Annotated in this window: 17 protein-coding genes and 3 tRNA genes; 10 read left to right on the forward strand and 10 right to left on the reverse strand. The window is 66.2% G+C overall.

Annotated features, from left to right (window positions below; translation table 11 throughout):
• Positions 1-32: 32 nt before the first annotated feature.
• The 3 genes from G6R19_RS10865 to G6R19_RS10875 all read right to left on the reverse strand — a co-directional run bounded on the left by G6R19_RS10865 (position 33) and on the right by G6R19_RS10875 (position 394).
• A tRNA-Phe gene (locus G6R19_RS10865) sits at positions 33-108 on the reverse strand.
• A 48-nt stretch (positions 109-156) separates the two neighbouring features.
• Positions 157-230: transfer RNA gene (locus tag G6R19_RS10870), tRNA-Asp, on the reverse strand.
• A gap of 91 nt (positions 231-321) precedes the next feature.
• A tRNA-Glu gene (locus tag G6R19_RS10875) sits at positions 322-394 on the reverse strand.
• 165 nt (positions 395-559) lie between these two features.
• Here G6R19_RS10875 and G6R19_RS10880 point away from each other — a divergent pair.
• The 5 genes from G6R19_RS10880 (at position 560) to G6R19_RS10900 (ending at position 5760) form a co-directional block, all read left to right on the forward strand.
• Positions 560-1603, forward strand: coding sequence for a PHP domain-containing protein (locus tag G6R19_RS10880; RefSeq protein WP_163164781.1), 1044 nt, complete (start codon positions 560-562; stop codon positions 1601-1603).
• Positions 1604-1706: 103 nt separating this feature from the next.
• The gene (locus tag G6R19_RS10885) at positions 1707-2684 is read left to right on the forward strand and encodes a DMT family transporter (RefSeq protein ID WP_163164783.1); all 978 of its coding nucleotides are present in this window, start codon (positions 1707-1709) and stop codon (positions 2682-2684) included.
• A gap of 9 nt (positions 2685-2693) precedes the next feature.
• Positions 2694-3140 (forward strand): metallopeptidase family protein, encoded by a 447-nt coding sequence (locus G6R19_RS10890; RefSeq protein WP_163164785.1) that lies wholly within the window; start codon positions 2694-2696, stop codon positions 3138-3140.
• A gap of 10 nt (positions 3141-3150) precedes the next feature.
• A complete protein-coding gene (locus G6R19_RS10895; protein ID WP_163164786.1) occupies positions 3151-4071 on the forward strand; it encodes a cation diffusion facilitator family transporter in 921 nt (306 codons plus the stop codon).
• A 225-nt stretch (positions 4072-4296) separates the two neighbouring features.
• Entirely contained in the window at positions 4297-5760 is a 1464-nt protein-coding gene (locus G6R19_RS10900; protein WP_163164788.1) for a C40 family peptidase, read from the forward strand.
• A gap of 47 nt (positions 5761-5807) precedes the next feature.
• Here the strand turns inward: G6R19_RS10900 and G6R19_RS10905 are convergent, their stop codons facing one another.
• From G6R19_RS10905 to G6R19_RS10925, 5 genes are all read right to left on the reverse strand, one after another.
• Positions 5808-6692 carry an ABC transporter permease gene (locus tag G6R19_RS10905; RefSeq protein ID WP_163164790.1) on the reverse strand — a complete coding sequence of 295 codons (885 nt, stop codon included), beginning with the start codon at positions 6690-6692 and terminating at the stop codon, positions 5808-5810.
• The gene (locus tag G6R19_RS10910; protein WP_163164792.1) at positions 6679-7659 is read right to left on the reverse strand and encodes an ABC transporter ATP-binding protein; all 981 of its coding nucleotides are present in this window, start codon (positions 7657-7659) and stop codon (positions 6679-6681) included. The genes G6R19_RS10905 and G6R19_RS10910 overlap by 14 nt, the downstream gene beginning before the upstream one ends.
• Positions 7656-8861 (reverse strand): hypothetical protein, encoded by a 1206-nt coding sequence (locus tag G6R19_RS10915; protein WP_240341838.1) that lies wholly within the window; start codon positions 8859-8861, stop codon positions 7656-7658. The genes G6R19_RS10910 and G6R19_RS10915 overlap by 4 nt, the downstream gene beginning before the upstream one ends.
• A gap of 141 nt (positions 8862-9002) precedes the next feature.
• On the reverse strand, positions 9003-11675 hold the full coding sequence (locus G6R19_RS10920) for a PEP/pyruvate-binding domain-containing protein (protein ID WP_240341854.1): 2673 nt from the start codon (positions 11673-11675) through the stop codon (positions 9003-9005).
• A gap of 127 nt (positions 11676-11802) precedes the next feature.
• Complete coding sequence (locus G6R19_RS10925; RefSeq protein WP_163164796.1) at positions 11803-12840, reverse strand: universal stress protein; 1038 nt, start codon at positions 12838-12840, stop codon at positions 11803-11805.
• Between the two features lie 421 nt (positions 12841-13261).
• On the opposite strand from G6R19_RS10925, the gene G6R19_RS10930 reads away from it, so the two are divergent.
• Positions 13262-13888 carry an NAD(P)-binding protein gene (locus G6R19_RS10930; RefSeq protein ID WP_163165289.1) on the forward strand — a complete coding sequence of 209 codons (627 nt, stop codon included), beginning with the start codon at positions 13262-13264 and terminating at the stop codon, positions 13886-13888.
• Positions 13889-13894: 6 nt separating this feature from the next.
• On the opposite strand, the gene G6R19_RS10935 is transcribed toward G6R19_RS10930, so the two are convergent.
• Positions 13895-14509: a copper resistance CopC family protein gene (locus tag G6R19_RS10935; RefSeq protein ID WP_163164798.1), complete on the reverse strand. Its 615-nt coding sequence runs from the start codon at positions 14507-14509 to the stop codon at positions 13895-13897.
• Between the two features lie 113 nt (positions 14510-14622).
• On the opposite strand from G6R19_RS10935, the gene G6R19_RS10940 reads away from it, so the two are divergent.
• Positions 14623-16065, forward strand: coding sequence for an NCS2 family permease (locus tag G6R19_RS10940; protein WP_163164800.1), 1443 nt, complete (start codon positions 14623-14625; stop codon positions 16063-16065).
• Positions 16066-16146: 81 nt separating this feature from the next.
• Here the strand turns inward: G6R19_RS10940 and G6R19_RS10945 are convergent, their stop codons facing one another.
• Positions 16147-17451, reverse strand: a complete 1305-nt coding sequence (locus G6R19_RS10945; RefSeq protein WP_163164802.1) for a cation:proton antiporter — start codon at positions 17449-17451, stop codon at positions 16147-16149.
• A gap of 239 nt (positions 17452-17690) precedes the next feature.
• On the opposite strand from G6R19_RS10945, the gene hutG reads away from it, so the two are divergent.
• From hutG to G6R19_RS10960, 3 genes are all read left to right on the forward strand, one after another.
• Positions 17691-18641 (forward strand): formimidoylglutamase, encoded by a 951-nt coding sequence (gene hutG / locus G6R19_RS10950; RefSeq protein ID WP_163164804.1) that lies wholly within the window; start codon positions 17691-17693, stop codon positions 18639-18641.
• A gap of 97 nt (positions 18642-18738) precedes the next feature.
• Positions 18739-19242, forward strand: coding sequence for an ABC transporter substrate-binding protein (locus G6R19_RS10955; protein ID WP_163164806.1), 504 nt, complete (start codon positions 18739-18741; stop codon positions 19240-19242).
• The gene (locus G6R19_RS10960) at positions 19239-20249 is read left to right on the forward strand and encodes a cation transporter (protein WP_163164808.1); all 1011 of its coding nucleotides are present in this window, start codon (positions 19239-19241) and stop codon (positions 20247-20249) included. Before G6R19_RS10955 ends, G6R19_RS10960 begins: the two co-directional genes overlap by 4 nt.
• The last annotated feature ends 8 nt before the right edge of the window (positions 20250-20257 follow it).

The raw sequence follows: 20257 nt of genomic DNA on the forward strand, positions 1-20257 counted from the left end.
AGCACCAGTTCCGAAGAACTGATGCTTCCCAGTGGTGGCTCCGACCGGCGTCGATCCGGTGACCTTTCGATTTTCAGTCGAACGCTCTACCAACTGAGCTACAGAGCCTAGGTGACTAGTCACCATGAGAGCCGGAATCTCTTCCAGCAATCAGAGCGACCCTGACGGGACTTGAACCCGCGACCTCCGCCGTGACAGGGCGGCGCGCTAACCAACTGCGCTACAGGGCCTTGCGTTTCTTGCTTTAGCAGTATCTCTACCGCTTTTTTCAAGGCTTCCAGCCTACCAGACATTTTTTGTCTGTTTGACCAGTTCCTTGCGTACCCCCAACGGGATTCGAACCCGTGCCGCCGCCGTGAAAGGGCGGTGTCCTAGGCCGCTAGACGATGGGGGCCAGAACCCGTTCGGAACAAAATAAAAGGCGTCAAGCGAGGCTTTCCGTCTTTGTCCTTTGCGTTTCTCCGAACTGGACTCTAAAACTATAGGGCCTAGGTAGGAATTATCCAAAATCGGCCAATTTCCCCGCCAACGGCGGGGAAGAACAGGTGAAGATGGACTGATGGACGCCGTTGCAGCACTGAACGAGATTGCCTTCTGGCTGGAGCGCGGACGCGCTGCCACCTTTAAGGTCCAGGCCTTCCGGAAAGCCGCCGGGGTGATCGCGCCGCTGCCGCCGGAAGAGGTGGCAGACCGGGTCCGGAGCGGCCGGCTGAAATCCATGAAAGGAATCGGCGACCGGACCTACCAGGTGATCCGGGAGGCGGTGGAGGGGCAGGTCCCGGACTACCTCGCCGACCTGCGGGAGAAGGGTGCCCAGCCCTTGGCTTCCGGCGGCACGGCCATCCGTGAAGCACTCCGCGGAGACCTGCACAGCCACAGCGAATGGTCCGACGGCGGGTCCCCCATCGAGCTGATGGTGGCTGCGGCCGGGGTCCTGGGCAGGGATTACCTCGCGCTGACTGACCACTCTCCCAACCTCACGATCGCTAACGGGCTCTCGGCGGAACGCCTCCTACAGCAGCTGGACGTCGTAGCGGCTATCAATGACGGCACCCATCCCGGGTCCGACGGGCAGCAGGACCAGCCGGTGCGGCTGCTGGCTGGCATCGAGGTGGACATCCTGGAGTCGGGTGAGCTGGACCAGGATCCGGAACTGCTGGACCGCCTCGACATCGTAGTGGCCAGCGTTCATTCCAAGCTGAGGTCGGATCGGAAAACCATGACCCGGCGGATGCTCCAGGGCATCGAGGATCCGCACACCAACGTGCTGGGACACTGCACGGGGCGCCTGGTGGAGGGATCCCGGGGGACGCGGCCGCCGTCGGAATTCGATGCCAAGGAGGTGTTTGCGGCCTGTGCCGAACACAACGTGGCAGTGGAAATCAATTCACGGCCTGAGCGCCAGGACCCACCGGACGCACTGATTCAGCTGGCACTGGACGCCGGCTGCATCTTCTCGATCGACAGCGACGCACACGCACCCGGACAGCTGGACTTCCTGCAGTACGGCGCCGAGCGCGCAGACCGGAATGGTGTTCCGGCGGACCGTATCGTCACCACCTGGCCGGTGGAGCGGCTGCTGGAGTGGGCAGGGACGCGCTAGCCTTACCTGGCTGCGTCCGGGAGTCTCATCTTTGGCAGGAACTTGGCTAGACGTGGCCGATTTCCGCCAGCCCCGAATCCCTGGCCACGGCTAGATTGGCTCCATGGCATCAAGCACCCCCACCAGCACAACGGCTCCCCCGCCCACACCCGCGTCCCGGGTCAAAGCCCTCGGCGTGACCGCAATGGCCATCACCGTGGTCCTCTGGGCGTCGGCTTTTGTGGGAATCCGCGCGATCGGCCCCCACTTTTCCCCCGGCTCCCTGACGCTCGGCAGGCTGGCGATCGCCGCCGTCGTCCTGGCCCTGCTGGTCCTCCCCCAACTGATGAAGAGCCGGCTCCTTCCCCGGGGCGGGGAGTGGTGGCCGATCCTCGCTTACGGCGTGATGTGGTTCGGCGGGTACAACGTGGCCTTGAACGCGGCGGAGCACGTGCTCGATGCAGGCACCAGCGCCCTGCTCATCAACGTCAATCCCATCCTCGTGGCAATCATGGCCGGTATCTTCCTCAAGGAGGGCTTCCCGCGATGGCTGATCATCGGAAGCCTGGTTGCCTTCGCCGGGGTTGCCCTGATCGCCGTCGGTTCGGCCCAGCCCTCTGCGCCAGGGGAAAGCCCGACGGCGGATGTGGCCGGCGTGCTGCTGTGCCTCCTTGCCGCTGTGCTCGCCGCAGTCAGTGTCATCATCCAAAAGCCGGTGCTGCGGAAGTTTCCCGCCGCCCAGGCGACATGGTTCGGGATCATGGTGGGCGCCCTGTGCTGCCTGCCGTTTACCGGACAGCTGGTTTCCGAAGTGCAGGCAGCGCCGCCCGAAGCGACGATGGGTCTGGTCTACCTTGGGATCTTTCCCACGGCGATTGCGTTCACCACCTGGGCGTACGCGCTCTCGCTGATCGAGGCCGGCAAGCTTGCAGCCACCACGTACCTGGTGCCCGGCACCACCATCCTGATCTCGTGGCTCCTCCTGGGCGAGATCCCCACCGCGCTGGGCCTGGTGGGCGGCCTGGTCTGCCTCGTGGGGGTGGGGCTCACCCGGCGCAGGACCCGGCCGGGACGCAAACCCAAGCGAAAGGTTCTTCGCTAAAGTCAGAGTATGCCAGCCACCCTCCCGCCGGGCCTGCCCATCGTTCCCGAGGGTCCCAGCGAGCCCCTTCCCTTCACCGGGCCCCACGGCTTCACCATGTCCGCAGACGAATTCGAGGCGGCGGTCCAGGATGCCCTGGACAGTATTCCGGGGAAACTGGCCAGGGCGATGGACAACGTGGCGGTGTTCATCGAGGACGACTACGTTCCGCGGCCCGGGGAGGACCCGGACACTGTCCTGCTGGGACTCTATGAGGGCGTGCCGCTGACCGAACGGGACTCGTGGTGGGGCGCGGGTTCCCTGCCTGACCGCATCACCATCTTCCGGGAACCGATTCTTGATATTTGCTCGTCACGCGAAGACGTCATCCACGAAGTGGCGGTGACAGTGGTCCACGAGATCGCCCACCACTTCGGGATCGATGATGACCGGCTGCACGAGCTTGGCTGGGGCTAGCCTTGTAGGCATGGGACACGACCACAGCCATACGCACGGCGTCACCGCAACAGGCCGGCACCGCAACCGGCTTGTGGCCGTCCTGGTCATCACGCTTGTTGTGGTCCTCGTCCAAGTGGCGGGGGCGGCCCTCTCGGGTTCACTGTCCCTGCTTGCCGACGCCGGCCACATGCTTTCGGACGCCGCCGGCGTGACCATCGCACTGCTGGCCGCCTGGATAGCAGGCCAACCGGCAAGCGACCAGCGGACCTACGGGTACCAGCGGGCCGAAGTCCTCGCGGCCCTGGCCAACGCATTGATCCTGATCGTGATTTCCGTAGTCATTTTTACCGAGGCGGTCCGGCGGATCGGTTCCGCGCCTGAGGTGCAAACGGACATCATGCTTTTTGCCGCCATCCTGGGCGCGGTGGCGAACCTGGTGTCGCTCCTGATTCTGCGGGGCGCCCACGAGGAAAGCCTGAACGTACGCGGCGCCTACCTGGAGGTCCTGGGCGACCTATTGGGCTCCTTCGCCGTTATAGCGGCGGCCGTGGTCATCATGGCGACCGGATTCCAAGCCGCCGACACCATCGCCTCTGTGGTGATTGCCCTGTTGATCCTGCCCCGTGCATGGCGCCTGCTGCGCGACGTTGTCGACGTGCTCCTCGAAGCCAGCCCGAAGGGCGTGGAGGTGCAGATGATCCGGGAGCACATCCTCTCCGTAGAGGGCGTCTCGGATGTGCACGACATCCACATCTGGACGATCACCTCCGGAGTGCCCGTCTTTTCTGCGCATGTTGTGGTGGAGGACGGCGTGCTGACTGCCCGCGGAGCCGACGAATTGCTGGACAAGCTGGTCACCTGCCTGGGCTCGCACTTCGATACCGACCACTGCACGTTTCAGCTCGAACCGGCCACGCACTCCGAACACGAGGCTCACCAGCACGCCTAGCCTGCCCGCTACTGATGGGAGCCTCACGAGCCCTCTAACCCCCTAACCGGCGACACGCCCGCATGCTTTCCCCCGGCATGACCCCGCTGTGGTTTATGTTATTGATGTGACCATTGTTGCCAAAGTGCAAAAGCTCACGTAGCCTCGGGTCTGCTGGGGAGCATGCCAGGGCATTGCCTTGCCGTGAACAGGAACTCCAGCCTGATCATTACGGGGTTTCTGCACATGGTTTTGACCGGATCCGGGCGCAAAGCGGCCGTGCTGTGCGCTACTGCCATACTTCTGGGAACCGTGGCAGCGCCGGCCGGGGCCGGCACATCACCGCTCTTGCCAGCCGTCTCCATTCCTGCAGCTCCTGAAACTCCATCCCCCGAAGACATCGCCGCAGCCAAGGCCAGCGAGGCCGCCACCGCGGACCAGGTCTCCACCATCGAACGCATCCTGGAAGCAGCGGCAAGCTCACAGCAGGCGGCCTTCGCCGTGTCGATGCAGGCCAACAATGCCTACAGCGAGGCCCTCGTAGAGCTGCAGCAACGATCGTCGGCGGCGGCTGTCGCTTCAGCCAAGGCAACGTCCGCGCAGGAACAGCAGGACGAGGCCCGGAAACTGGTGGGACAACTCGCGGGCGACCTCTACCGCCACGGCGGGCTCAACCCCACCCTCGGCACTCTTGTCAGCGGCAACGGTGAAACTCTTGAGCAGGCAGCCACGCTGCAGGCCCTCTCCGCCGGCAGAAGCCGCGCTTTCGAAGCGGCAGATGCGGCAGCCCAAGCCTCACAGTCATTGACCGCAGCTGCGGAAGATGCCACAAAAGCTGCCGACGACGCAGCAATAACGGCGGAAATCCGGAAGACCCAGGCGGAGGAGGCCAACGCAGCCCAGGCGAAGGCCGTTGCCGACGCAAGGGCCCAGCGCACCGTGCTGGTGGACCAGCTGGCCCAACTCCGGAACACCACCGTTGCCCTAGAATCGGCACGGGTGGACGCCCTCGACCGGCAACGCGAGGAGGCCCGGCTTGCTGCTGCACTGGCGGCTGCCGAACGGGGCAACCAGGAACAACCGTCTCCGTCGGCCAGCCGTCCTGCCGCGGTGGCACCTGCACCGGCCGCTCCCGCTCCCGCACCGGCCGCACCTGCCGCACCTGCACTTCCCGCAGCTCCGGCACCGGCCGCACCTGCACCGGCCCCAGCTCCCGCGCCGGCAGCACCTGCAGCTCCCGCGCCGGCCGCACCAGCACCCGCACCCGCGCCGGCCCCCGCACCTGTCCCCGCGCCCGCCCCTGTCCCCGCGCCCGCGCCTGCTCCCTCGACTGGGAGTGGAACCCATGAGGCCGCCATCTCGGTGGCACTCAGCAAGGTGGGCGCGCCGTTCCACTACCAATGGGGTGGCACGGGCCCTTACGGTTTCGACTGCTCAGGCCTGGTGCAAACAGCGTTTGCGGCCGCCGGGAAATATCTTCCGCGGACAGCCGCCCAACAGTACGCTGCGGCTCCCGTCCACGTACCCATCTCGCAGGCACGGCGCGGCGACCTGCTGGTGTGGGGGTCGCCGTCGAACTTCTACCATGTTGCCATTTACCTGGGCAACGGCCAGGTGGTGCAGGCGCTCAACCCGCAGGAGGGAATCGGTGTCACGCAGCTCAGCGCGATGGCCGGCATGCAGCTTCACCCATACGCTGCGCGCTACTAACGGGCAGGGACCGGCCTGCTCAGCTCAGCTGTCCAGCTCAGCACCTCTCAGCTCAGCACGTCCTTGGTGACGAAACGTCCGTAGGCGAGCGCCCCGAACACGGCCACGTACCCCGCCTGCAGCAGGGCGTTGCTGGCGAAGGAGTCCCACAGCACTGGTTGGCGGAGCAGGTCACCGAACCCCAGCCAGTAGTGGCTGAACAACCACGGGTGCAGCCACTCCAGCTGCGGCAACTGGTCAAGGACCTGGGACACCACGGAGACGACCACCGTGGCGGCCATGGCCCCCACCGGAACCACTGTGAGGGTAGACAGGAAGAGACCTATCGCGGAGAGCCCGGCAAGGGAAACCGACAAGTAGGCCGCGATCAGGAGGATGCGCAGTGCGGCCTCCGGCGCCTCGATCACGTCCCCGGACAGCAATGTCACCGGCCCCACCGGAAACAGCGCGGCCCCAATGGCGGCACCAGCAAGGCCCACCGTAACGGGCGCAGCCAGGCAGAAGGCCAGCGCCCCCGCGTACTTCACCAAAAGCAGCCGTACCCGGCCCGTGGGAGCAACCAGCAGGTACCGCAGCGTTCCCATGTTGGCCTCGCCTGCGATGGTGTCCCCTGCCACCACGCCCACGGTCAGCGGCAGGAACAGTGGAACAGACACCAGCATGGCGGTGAAGGCCACGAACAGCCCGTTCTGCGTGATGCGGTCAAGGAAAGCAGGGCCCCGCCCCGGGGGAACCGTTGAGGAGATCCTGACGGCCACTGCGACCAGCACCGGAATTGCGGCCAGCGCGAGCAGCAAGGCCCAGGTGCGCCGCCGTCCGAACAGCACCCGAAGTTCGGACCAAAGGAGGGAAAGCCCGGATCCGCGCGGCGCTGCCCCAGCCTCTGCGCCAGGTGTTCCGCTGGCCCCAAGCCGTGCGCTACTGGGCAACATCGAAACCCTCCCCCGTCAAGGCAACAAAGCGGTCCTCAAGGCTTTCGCGTTCCACCGCGAAGCCACGGACCCGGACGCCGGCCTCCACCAGGTGCGCCACAATTTCTTCAGGCGCAGGGTTCCCGGCAAGAGCCGCCGTCACCACCCCGCCATCCGACTGCGCGGCTGCCAGCTCCGGGAATAGCCCAAGGCGCGCCAGGACGTCCATGGCAGCCCCGGTGTCCGGTGTCACCAGCCGGATGCCGGTGGTTCCGGAGCGGCGCAACTCCGGAAGCGGACCCTGGGCCACGAGCCGGCCGGCACTCATGACTGCTGCATGCGTACAGATCTGTTCGACCTCGGCCAGCAGGTGGCTCGAAACAAAAACGGTGGTCCCGTCCGCCGCGAGGGATCGGACGAGGTTGCGCACTTCGCGTGTGCCCTGCGGGTCCAGGCCGTTGGTGGGTTCGTCCAGAACCAGCAGTTCCCGGGGTGACAGCAGGGCGTTAGCGATACCCAGCCGCTGCTTCATACCCAATGAATAGGCGTGGACCCGCTTGCCTGCGGCGTGACCCAGCCCCACCCGTTCCAGGGCCTCGCTTACCCGGGCTTTGCGGGTGGCGGGGGCGGCATGCCGGGTAGCGGCGTCAAGGCGGTGGAGGTTCGCGGTGCCGGAGAGAAAGGGATAGAAGGCCGGGCCCTCCACCAGCGCCCCCACGTGCGGAAGGACCTCCTGGAACTTGCCCGGCATGTCCATCCCCAGCAGGCGGACGGTTCCCGCTGAGGCAGCGGCAAGGCCCAACAGCATCCGGATGGTGGTTGTTTTTCCGGAGCCGTTGGGGCCCAGGAACCCAAAGACGGCGCCGGGAGGCACCGCCAGATTTATGTCATTCACGGCTAACTGCTGCCCGAAGCGCTTGGTCAGCCCCTGCGTCTCGATGGTCAGGCCATAAGCCCGGGAGCCGCGGCCTCCTGCGGCCCCGGTCACGGAGCCGTTGATGCGGCTTGCAGCCTCTCCGGCGGGACCATACCCGCGAAGATCCGGCCGTCGTCGGTGAGCAGGACGTTGAACAGCGAGGTGGAGAGCAACCGCCCGCCAGGGACGGCGACGGCGGCCTGGGCCAGCAGCGGATTCCGCGACAGCAAGGTGTTAGCGGCTGAGGCTGCCCCCGCCTCCGCCGGGACTTCCACCACCGTTTCCCAGCCTGTGCCGTCCAGGTATGGCCGGATCTTGGCCTTAATGCTCCCTGCCGGGTCATCCGGAGCCTCATGCATGCCGGGAGCGCCCGGGACCCCTGTGGGCGGCACATGTTCGGGATGGCGGAACTGCAGCTCCTCCACGGTGCTGCCGGGCGGCGGGACGAAATTGAACAGTGCCTCGTCGGGAGCATCCAGGGACAGGCTGGTGAATCCGGCGCTGAAGGCAGGTTGCGCTGCACCACGTGCCGTCACCGCCACGGACAGCGGCATTCCATTCGCTGCGTCGACGGCGATGGCCACCGACCCCACCAGCGTGCCTTCGGCGCGCGGCTCGAGGAGCAAATTGTAGGCAGGGCGTCCGGCGGCCTCCACCGCAGGACCCACGGACATTGCAGTTGAACTGTCAGCCGCGGCCAGGAATTTGTCGGCAAGCTCCTGTGGCGTGGGCGGGACCGGCATGTCCGGCTCGGGTGCAGCCGGCGGCGGCGTCCCGGTGTTGCCCGGGTCGGTCAGCGGAAGGTCACGGGCGTGAGCCGGCAGGGTCAGGTGGGCGGCGGAGTTGTCCTTTGACGAGTAGAACCAGACGTCGTTGCCGTGGCGAATGATGTCCCGCTCGGCGAGCCGGTCAACCACCTGGATGCGTGCTTTGGCCTTGCCGTCCATGTAGACCCTGGCGGTGTGCTCACCGGTGAGCAACTCCATGATGGATGCTGCACCGCCGGCAGATGCAGGGCCGGAGGTGGGACCCGTTGCCGGCAGTTCCGGCAGCCCCAGCTCCGAGGTTTGTTCGATGGTGCCCGAGAACGTGTGTGTCCTGTGGCCGGCAAGCAGGGCGATCACTTCGGCGGGGGTCTTGTCCGGCAGTGGATCGCCGGCGCGCGCCGGAATGGATCCCGCCAAAACCCCAGCGGCGATCACCGCGGGCACCGCCACTGCAGGAACCCACCGCAACCAGGCGCGGTTCATGCCGCCGCTTGCAACCCGGTCCATATCCGGGCCGTTCCTACTCCGGCGGTTCAAACTGTCGTTCATTGTCCGGCCGTCTCCGTCCTTGGAGCCCATAGTCCAAGGGTACGCCTCGGGACCACTCCCTACACCTGCCCGACACCTGCCCGCCGGTTCTCAGGGGTGCTACTCGGGCACAACGGTCCCAGCGCCGCCGTCGACCGTTATTCTTTGTCCGGTGGCAAGCCGGGCGGTGGCATCCGGAACCCCCACCACGGCGGGTATGCCGTACTCCCGCGCCACCACTGCACCGTGCGAGTTGGGCCCGCCCATTTCCATCACCAGGCCGCCAGCCGTCAGGAACAAGGGAGTCCATCCAGGATCGGTGGACGGTGCCACCAGGATTTCCCCGGGTTCGAGATGGGCACCGACGGGATCCAGGATGACCCGGGCAGGGGCCGTGACCGAACCTGCCGAGGCGGGGCTGCCGGACAGCGCACCGTCGGCCACCGCAGCACCTGCGGCATGCAGCACCTCAGGCTCGGTGCCGTCCGAGAGCAGGACCCTGGGGATGTGACGCCTGCCCAGTTCACTGGCATAGGCGGCACGGCGCTCCAGGACGAGTCCGTGCAGCCGCCGCAGCTGGCTCTCCCTCTTGGCGCTGCCTCCGCCCAATGCCTGCCGGGCTTCCTCGAAGTCGAGGAAAAAGATGTCGTCCGGGCTCTCCAGCTTGCCGTCCGCTGCAAGCACAGCTCCCACGTGGGCTAGTTGCTTCCGTACTTCAGCAAGGCCCAGGACCAACTGGTACTTGGGCAGTTCCCGCAGCCCGGCGAAAAGCCTGGTGCGGCGCAATGCCGCGCCGACCAGCAACGCACGTGCCCTGCCGCGGCTGCTCGCCTCGGCCACCAGCCGCTCCACTTCCGCCTCAGCCTCTGCATTCGCCCGGCTGAACTGCACCTCCGGCGCCATGGCGGGATCAGTGAGGCGCAGGTAGTTGGCCAGCACACCCAGGATGTGTGTGGGGTCGTCGGACCACCGGGGCAGGCCCACATCGATTTCGGCTACGGCCCGGTGCCCGTAGCGTTCGAGAAACCGCGCCAGGCCCGCGTGCAGGACAGGGGGCAGGCGCCCGGCGTCGAACTCCGCTGCCAGCACGGATGGCTCCAGTGTCTCCAGGGCCGCACGTGACTCGCGATCGTCCTTCATTGCTGAGGCCAGGCGCCACAGGTCGAGGTCCATCTCTGTGGTTGCGTTGTGCGGCAGGCCCCGGAGTACCTTCTGCAGGTCCTCTCCACGGCCCGGTCCGCCCAGCAGCTTTCCTGCCAACCACAGCATCGCGAAGCCCAGTGCGGGCAGGGGCAGGATGGCGGGCACAATCGCAAAGAGCCGGCCTCCCAGGAGCCGCTCTGCGTGGTCCAGCCGTTCAGCTGGCCCTGCTCCTGCCTCGAGCTCGAGGTCCTCAGCGAATTGCCGGGTGAAACGGTCCAGGCGGCGCAGGGCCGCCTTGGGCCTGAACAGTCCCCGGAGCACCGATTCCGGGACGCGGGCCCGCACCGCCGCCGGCAGGATATGGCGCACGAGCCCGAGCGGTGTCCTGCGGGTCACCGAGAACCGGGGATCATCAAAAACCTGGCGCAGCACCATGGCTGACCTGGCTTCCATCACGTCAAAAACCCGTGGAAGAATCCGGCGGCCCACGCTGCTCCTGACCGGCGTGGTGAGGTCAAAGTAGATGCGCTGTGCTGCCTCGGCAAACGGCGGCGGACCGCCACGGGGGTCGGGGACGGCGAAGCCCGCCGCTTTGGCTACTGAAGAGGCAACCAGCCGCAGCGACGCCAGTCCCATTGGCGTGAGGGGCCGGGTGAGGCCCTGGGCGAGGCTGAAGCACAGGTAGACCCTGCTTCCGGTTCCGGCGGAACGGCTCTCGGGAATCGGGTAGAGGGTGGTGATTGGCCGGGACTGGGTCAGCCAAAGGGCGCCGCCGGTGTCGATGGCCCATTCGGTGTCCTGCGGCGACCCGAAGTGCCGCTCGGCCTGCAGGCCGAGGGCGGCAAGCTCCAGGGCCTGCCCGTCCGTCAGACTGGAGGCCTCCGCGGAGCCGGCGAGGTCCTGCGTCTCCGTTCCGCCGCCCGGAAGCGGCCGCACCATAACGCGTTTGTCGCCCAGCTTCCGCTCGAGGATCCGGCCGTTTTGCGAATCCACGACGAAGTGGTCTGGATTGACGGCCCCGGAAACCACCGCTTCGCCCAGCCCCGGGGCGGCATCGATGACGGCCTCCCGGCGCCGGCCAGTCAATGGATTTGCTGTGAACATCACCCCGGCCGCTGCGGCATCAACCATCCGCTGGATGACGACGGCGAGCGCTACTTCGTGCGGCGCGATCCCCAGTGCCGCCCGGTAAGCCACTGCCCGGTCTGTCCAGAGGGAGGCCCAACAGTTGCGCACCGCCTCGAGTACGGCCTCGATGCCTACGACATTCAGGTAGGTGTCCTGCTGGCCCGCGAAGCTCGCAAACGGAAGGTCCTCCGCCGTGGCGGAGGACCTGACGGCCACCGGAGTCGCTTTCCCAAGCGCGGCGTATGCCTGCTCCACGGCGGCAACAATCCGGGGCGGAACCGGGATGGCGCGGATAGCCTCCCGTACCCTGCCGGCCACGGCGGCCAGTTCAGCGGCCTGGCCCGGGGTTCCCGGTTGCCGCACGGCTTGCAGGTTCCCCAGCTCTGCCAGCACCCCGTCCCGGACCGTCCCGGTGGTTTCGCGGTAGGCCTGGGTGGTGAGGCAGAACCCATCCGGCACCGGCAGGCCCGCTGCTATCAGTTCGCCGAGGTTGGCGGCCTTGCCTCCCACCAGGGGAAGCATGCCGCCGTCAACATGGCTGAGGCGAAGGATGAGGCCGGGGGCGGTATGTCCGTCCTGTGGACGGGAACCCTGCCCGGCCTTCCCTGATGGGTCGGCTGCCATGATCTCTTCCTGCCGCAGGATCTGGTCAGGCTGCGCCGAGGATCGGCCCGAAGCGGGCCCGGTCGGCCAGGCGCGGGTCCTCGCGGTCCGGAACCACCATTACGGGCCCCTTGGCATGATGGAGAACACCGTCCGATGTGGATCCCAGGAGCATCCCGGTGAAGCCGCCGCGGCCGCGGGTCCCGACTACCACCAGCTCCACATGCCGGCTTGCTTCCACCAGGACGTCAACCGGGGAACCGTCCATCAGCTCGGATTCTGCGGACAGGTTGGGGTAGTGGCTCCTCAACCAGGCCATCCCCGCATCAAGGGTCACCTGGATATCGGCGAAAAGCGCCTTTCGGTCCATCGGAGCAGGAACCCAGGCCAACGAGCCGCTGTATTGCGGAACCGCGCAGACAACCCGGAGCGATGCCCCCAGCCGCTCAGCCTGGTCCGCGGCTTCCAGCACGGCTACCCGTGCCTGTTCAGAGCCGTCCACACCGACGACGACCACATTCTCCACGCGCTGGTGCCCGGCCTTGGCCTGTTCAGCTTTCACGCGCCGGTCCTCGGTGGTTTCGCCCAGCCGGTCCGAGCAGACCAGCGGCACGGTAACCGTAGGGCATTTCGCGTGCGCAGGCAGCGCGCTGCTGACGGAGCCAAGAAGCCTGCCAACGAAGCCGCCACGGCCGCGGGTGCCGAAGACCAGGAGCTCTGCTGTTTGGGACATGTCCAGCAGCACACCGGAGGCATCCCCGTTTTCCACCGAGGCGCTCACGTCAATGTCATAGGCCGAGACCTTCTCCAGGGCCTGCTTGACCACCGCTTCGGCGCCTTCGCGGATGACTGAATCATCCACGGTGGCATATCCGCCGTCGAGGCCGGAGGCGGCGAAGATCGGCACCGAGTAAGCAGTGACGATGTGCAGCGGACGGCGGCGGCGCCGGGCTTCCCGGGCTGCCCACACCAGCGCACACTGGCCGTGGTCCGACCCGTCCACGCCCACAACGATCCCGTCGGGAGCGGCATGAGCGCCACCGCTGTCCCGCGCTGGGTCCGGATGCAACTCTTGTGCGCCCATTGGGCCGCCTCCTCGCGATACTGCCTGATATTGCGGCTATTCTGCCAGAAAGCCGGCCGTTCCCCGTGCACCCGTATCGCAGCCGCCGCTGCTCAGGAAGGCCCGCTTCCAGTTCTCACTATTCTCCGTCCACCGTTGCTTAGCAAGCCTGTTCAGGGCAGGAAACGGCGGTTATCCACAGGCTCGGCCCGGCAGGTTGGAAAGCGTGTTCACCAGCAGGCGAATCTTTTCGGATTGGGCTATCCAGCGCCGCGAATCTTCTGTAGTCTTCAGGACATTGTTGGTCCGGGCGCCTGCTGCATCTTCCAGTCAGAGCTGCCCGGCAACGCACTGCGGCCGGACTTTGGGGGTAACGGGACGCGCGCGGGCGACGACGCCCGCACCTGCCGAAGCTTCGAAGGAGGAAACTGTAGTGTCAAGCATGCCTGGGAATGCCGGGACCGAGCAGACCACCACTGTGATCATTGGCACGGGCTTGTCCGGCCTGGCCGTGGCCGCTGAACTGTGCCGCCGCGGGGTGGACTCGATAGTGGTGGACGGACTGGACATCCTGGGCGCCGCACAGCCGGCCAACACAGCGTCACTGCAGCGCTGCGACGCGGCGGACTCGGCCAACCTGCGGGAACGGAACGAAATCCTGCGGCACCTGCGCAACTATGCCGCCAGCCACGATGTGGATGTCCGCAACACCACCCGCGCCGTTCAACTGACAAAGGTTGATGCCGCATCGACGGGACGTGCGGTCCCGCAGTGGGAGGTACATACCCCCACCGGCATCCTGGTGGCGGACCATATCGTCCTCACGCGGTGCGCCCACAGCCAGCTGCGGCGGATGATTAACGACTTCGGCATCTCGGTGGGCCGCAACCTCGTTGCCGCCATGCGGGCCATCGGCATCTACCTGGTAGGCGTCGGGGAGCTGATCACCCCTTCGCCCAAAGAGGTCCTGCGCCAGGCCAAGACGGTGGGCCAGGCCATCTCCGCGAAGGTCAACCCGGAGAACCCGGCTCTCCCGTACACCGGAAGCCTGGCGATCCTGCCCTGCTAGTGCCGGTCAGCCCTCATCATCGGTGCCCGCCGCGAGCCTCCGGCGGGCCAGGATGGCGAGGGTGACAAGCAAGCCCACGGCGGCCGCTGCGAAAATGACGATGCTCCACTGGAACGGTTCCCCGGAGCCGGTGTTTTCCGGCGCCGCTGTCACTCCCGGCTCAGCGGTTCCCATGCCCGGAACGGTAGCGGCCGGCGTCGAACCCGCCGTCGAACCTGGTGCCGGAGCGGCCCCCTCGGCTGCCGAAGAAGCCGTGAATGTGAAGGTCCCCTCGATGGGATGCGAATCGGAGCTCACTACGCGCCAGGCGACCGTATATTGCCCTGCCGGTCCGCCCGCCTTGAGCTTCTGGCTGGCCACGTTGTCCACGATGTCCACCGGCCCGTCCGCCCACTCTGTGCCCGAAGCATCCTTGACGGAGAAGGATGAGCCAATACCCAACGGGTTGTTGCTGAGGGTCACCGATACCTGCTCCGGCGGCGCCGCCACTGTTGCGCCCTCGGCAGGGGTGCTGGATTCGACGGCGTCGTGTGCTGCAACCGGTCCGGCGAGGCCCAGGACAGCGGCAGCAAAAACAAAGGACCCGAGGACGAAGCTCAGTAAGTGGCGGATGGAACGCATGCTTGGACTGCTCCCTTGGTGTTGGCTTCCTAACAGACTAGGCGAAATTGACGGTGACCCTGCCGGAGCCCCCATAGGATTCAGGTATCCCCAAAGACTCCCCCGGAGGACTAATGCTTAAGCAAGGCTCTGCCCTGGACCGGTATTTCATGATCACCGAGCGCGGCTCCAACTTCTCGCGCGAGATCCGCGGCGGCTTCGCCACGTTCTTCGCCATGAGTTACATCGTGGTGCTGAACCCGTTGATCCTCTCCGGACCTGACTCCAGCGGCAACACACTCGGGTTCCCGGCAGTTGCCGCCGTCACGGCCTTTGTTGCGGGCATCCTCACCATCCTGATGGGAGCCTGGGCCAAGCATCCCTTCGCGCTGGCCACCGGGCTGGGCGTCAACGCGTTTGTGGCGGTCACCGTCGCCACCAATCCGGGCCTGACCTGGCCCGACATGATGGGCTTAGTGGTCTTGTCCGGCGTCACGATGCTGATCCTGGTCCTCACCGGCTTCCGTACCGCCGTGTTCCGGGCTGTGCCGGAGGGGCTCAAAACGGCGATTGTGGTGGGCATCGGGCTGTTCATTGCCTTGATCGGGCTGGTTAACGCCGGCTTTGTCCGCCGCATCCCGGACGTGGCCGGCACCACCGTTCCGGTGGGGCTGGGCTTTGAGGGCAAGCTCCTGGGCTGGCCCACCGCAGTGTTCGTCTTTGGCCTGATCCTGACCATCGCCCTGGTGGTGCGCAAGGTCAAGGGTGCCATCTTGATCGGCATCATCACGTCCACCGTCATAGCTGTGATCCTGGAAATGACGCTGCAGATCGGTCCGAGCGTCCAGCCGGGCAAACCTTTCAACCCGCAGGGCTGGTCCCTGGTGGCTCCTACTTTCTCTGAATGGGCTGCTCCTGATCTCTCCCTGATCGGCAAGGCCAACCCGTTCGGCGCCTTCGAGCACCTGGGCTTCGTGGCCGCCACGCTGCTGGCCTTCGTGATCCTGCTGAGCATCTTCTTCGACGCCATGGGCACGATGGTGGGCCTTGCGAACGAGGCCGGGACGGTGGATGAGCACGGCAACATTCCCAACGTCGACAGGGTCCTCCAGGTGGACGCGCTCGGCGCGATCGCCGGCGGCGGCGCTTCGGTATCCTCCAACCAGATCTACGTCGAGGCCGGTGCCGGCATCGGTGAAGGCGCCCGCACCGGCATCGCCTCAATCGTGACCGGCCTGCTGTTCCTGGTGGCCATGTTCTTCACCCCGCTGATCAACCTGGTTCCCTTCGAGGCTGTTGCCCCGGCCCTGGTGGTGGTGGGCTTCATGATGGTGTCCCAGGTGGGCAAGATCGACTGGCAGGACTGGGGCATCGCGATTCCCGCCTTCCTGACGTTCACGCTGATGCCGTTCACGTACTCCATCGCCAACGGCCTTGGCGCCGGATTCATCGCGTTCGTCCTGATCCGCACTGTGCAGGGCCGGATCAAGGACGTCCACCCGCTGATGTGGGCAGTGGCCGGGGCGTTCCTGCTGTTCTTCGCGATCGGTCCGATCGAGGCAGCCGTGGGCATGTAGCCTGCTGCCGCAGGCCTGTGGCGCCAGGCTGTCGGCCGCAGGCCAGGCGGGTGCACACCAGGCCACGCGGGCCAGGGCGGGTTACACGGGAGTGTTGGGAGCCAGCCCTTCGTCACCGGACACAGCGCGGGCCTTCTTCGCGCGGAGCTTGTCCAGCCGGTTCATAAGCGGCGAGGTGGTGGCGCCATGGATCACGATGGACAGGGCCACCACCAGGCCAACAAACGCCCACAGCCACTCCGCCTGGTCCGAAAACTGGCCCTTGCCCAGGGCGTAGGAGAGGTAGTACAGCGAGCCGATCCCGCGGATGCCGAAGAACGAGAGGGCGATCCGCTCCCTGGGCCCGGTTTTGCCGCCCAGCAGCCCCAGCCAGCCAGCCAGCGGCCGGACCACCAGCAGGAAGGCAAGCGCCACAAGCACTTCTGTCCAGCCAATGCCTTCGAGCAGCCCGCGCGCGATTGCACCGCCGAGCAGGACCAGGATCAGTACTGTCATGAGCCGCTCCAACTGCTCCACGTAGGAGTGCAGCACCCGGTGGTAGCCGTGCGTGTGCTCAGCGGCGCGGATGGTTACCGCGCACACAAACACTGCGATGAACCCGTAGCCCTCAATCATTTCGGTGACGCCGTAGGCCAGGAACGTGGCAGCCAGCGCCACGAAGCCTTCCGAGTGGTTGGAGAGCCGCAGGCTTTCGGTACGGGCGGAAAAGAATATCCTGGCCAGCACCTTGCCGGTGAGGAAGCCCAGGAGCAACCCGACGGCGAGCCGCCACAGTACGTCCACCCCAAACCATTCGGGGAACCAGGCCGACGGGGATGATCCCGCGATGCTGATGGCGATGGCAAGGTAGACAAAAGGAAAGGCCAGGCCGTCGTTGAGGCCGGCTTCGGAGGTGAGGCCGAACCGCACCTCGTCCTCTTTGTTGGTACCCTCCTCGTGGTCTGCCGGCTCGCCCACCTGCACCTCGGATGCCAGGACCGGATCCGTGGGCGCGAGGCTGGACGCCACCAGCAGGGCGGCGCCGAGGCCCAGTCCGAGGAACCACAGCCCCAGCAAGGTCAGGGCAATGATGCACAGGGGCATGGCGATCCCGAGCAGCCGCCACGTGGTGGACCAGCGTTTACGGCCCACAGGCCGGTCAAGGGCCAACCCCGCCCCCATCAGCGAGATGATCACGCAGACTTCCGAAATGTGCAGGACAAAGTCGGAATGGACCACCGGGTCGGGATCCGGAAGCGTAGGAATCAGGGCGAACGCAGCCATTCCCGCACCCAAAAAGACCATGGGCATGGAGAAGGGCATGTCACGCAGCAGCTTGGGAAGCACCGCGGCAATGAACACCGCAAGGCCAGCGGCCGCAAACAGGATGTTGGGGGCTTCAAACACGTTGCTGCTCTCCGGCTGGATCGTTGCGCCCTGCTGGCGCGGCAAGATGGCGTTAAGGTCCCGGGAAGGGATTGCTCCACAATAGCCCCTTCAGTGTTCCGCACGGTTTGTGGAGCTTCGGTCCGTGGAGGCTTCCGTTTGTAGCTTCGGACCTGTTTCGACATTCTGATTCTTGGATTCCAGACATCACGACGGCGGCGTTGCTGGTTTTGGCCGCCGGCATGCGGTGAGCTTGAGGCATGCCTGCATCAATCCCCGCCGTCGATGTCCCGCCGCAGCCCTGGAACGGCAGGTTTGACGGTGACGGCGCAGAGCACCGCCGCTGGTGGCAGGCCGTCACGCCCTACCAAGGCAACCCTGCAACAGGGGCCGCACCAAAACCCGCCGTCCTGCTCGGTTTCTGCAGCGACGAAGGAGTGCGCCGGAACAAGGGCCGGACGGGAGCGGCCGCCGCCCCCGCTGCACTGCGGGCTGCCCTCGGCCCGCTGGCGTTCCATCTGGACCGCCCTGTTGCCGATGCCGGGGATGTGGTGGTTGCCGGCAACGATCTTGAGGCTGGCCAGGCGCGCACCGGCAAGGCAGTAACGGCAATGCTCGACGGCGGGCACCTCACCGCGGTGCTGGGCGGCGGCCACGAAACCGCGTTCGCCAGCTACCTGGGCGTGGCCGGGTCCGCTGCCGTCCAGGGTGGCCGGCGGCTGGGCGTCCTGAACCTCGACGCGCATTTCGACCTTCGCGATGAGGAGCCCAGTTCCGGGACGCCGTTCCTCCAGATGGCCCGGGCGGAAGCCGCCGCCGGACGGGACTTCCGGTACGCCGTCGTCGGGATTTCCGAACCCAACAACACCCGCACCCTCTTCGATACCGCAAAGAAACTGGGCGTCCGGTACCTGCTCGACGAGGACTGCGGGGCGGAGCGCGTGCGGGACTTCGTGGCAGGCTTCCTCGCGGATATTGATGTCCTGTACCTGACCATTGACCTTGACGTACTGCCGGCGGCCGTGGCCCCGGGCGTCAGCGCACCGGCGGCGTACGGTGTACCGCTTGCCGTCATCAGCGCGGTGTGCCGCCAAGTGGCCCGCTCCGGCAAGCTGCTGCACCTGGACGTCGCAGAGCTGAACCCCGGGTTCGATATCGATGGCAGGACCGCGAAAGTCGCGGCGCGCCTGGTCGAGACCCTGCTGCGCTGAGCCCTCTGTGGCTGGTCCTTTCATGCGGCCCTATTCCACAAAAAGTAAGTAGGCTGTCTAATATTGGACTTTCTACCGAAGGAAGGGAGTAAGCGGAATGCGGCGCCGAGGAATGGTGGCAGGACTGCTGCTGGCCGTCCTGCTGATGCTCACCGGCTGCGCTGGCAGCTTCCCCGCCGACCCCCAGGGGACCCTGGAGAAAGCCCAGGGCGGAACCCTCCGTGTCGGCGCAAGCATGAACGGCGATTGGGTCCGGATCTCCGCGGATGCCAGCGGTGATGTCAGCAGCAGCGAGGTCCAGGGCACGGAAGCAGACCTGGTGCGGGACTTCGCGGCGAAGCTCGGCTCCGACGTGGAATGGGTGGCAGGAACCGAGCAGGTCCTGGCCGAAGAGCTTAAGCACGGCGGGCTGGACCTGGTGATCGGCGGGCTGGACGATAAAACACCGTGGGTGACGCATGCCGGCCTCACCCGCCCCTACTCCGAATCCCGCGACGAGCGCGGAAACCTCCACAAACACGTCATGTTGGTGCCGCTGGGCGAAAACGCCTTCCTGCTTGAGCTCGATAAGTTCCTGATGGCAGCGAAGGAGCAGAAATGACAAACATCGCCAGCCACGACGCCGTCCGGTTCGGGAACACCGAGTTGCCGCCCGAACAGCAGGAGGCGCTGCGCAAGGCCATCAGGGTCGAATGGGCCACCATGGGTTTCCTGGTGGTCACCACCACCATGGTGTTCCTGGTGTTGGGCAACTCGCAGGCCATGAAGGCCGCCTGGATCGAGGACCTGCTTTCCTTCCTGCCGCCCATCTCCTTCCTGGTGGCGGCCCATGCCATCCGCAAACCTCCGTCCGAGAAGCATCCCTATGGCTACCACCGGTCCACCGGGGTGGCGCACCTGGTGGCCGCCGTCGCGCTGACGGTTATGGGCGGCTACCTCCTTGTGGAGTCCGGGCTTGGCCTGCTCAAGGCGGAGCATCCCACCATCGGCGGCATCGAGCTTTTCGGCAATACCATTTGGCTTGGCTGGCTGATGATGGCCGTCATGATCATCACCTCAGCGCCGCCGGTCTTCCTGGGCAGGGCCAAGATGAAACTCGCCGAGAAACTGCACGACAAAGTGCTCTACGCGGATGCGGACATGAACAAGGCCGACTGGATGACGGCGATAGCGGCGGTAGCCGGCGTGGCTGGAATCGGCATGGGGCTCTGGTGGGCTGACTACGCGGCCGCGCTGATCATCTCAGCAAGCATCCTGCACGACGGCTTCAAGAACACCCGCGCCGCCGTTTCCGCCCTGATGGACAAGCGCGCCATGACCTACGACGACGGCAAGCCCCACCCGCTCGGGCGGCAACTGGATGAGTACCTCCGCAGCCTCGACTGGACTGAGGATGCAAAGTCGCGGATCCGCGACGAAGGACACGTGTTCCACGTGGAGTCCTTCGTGGTCCCGGCCGGCAAGGCCACGCCTTCCCTGGAACAGCTCGAAGCGGCGCGCGAGGCCTGCGTGGCCATGGACTGGAAAGTCCAGGACATGGTGATCGTGCCTGTGGCAGAGCTGCCCTCCGAGTTCCTTCCCGGCCCCACGCCAGGCGCCGAGCACTAAGGCGCCGG

Source organism: Arthrobacter sp. Alg241-R88, from assembly GCF_900537115.1.
Classification (GTDB): Bacteria; Actinomycetota; Actinomycetes; order Actinomycetales; family Micrococcaceae; genus Arthrobacter.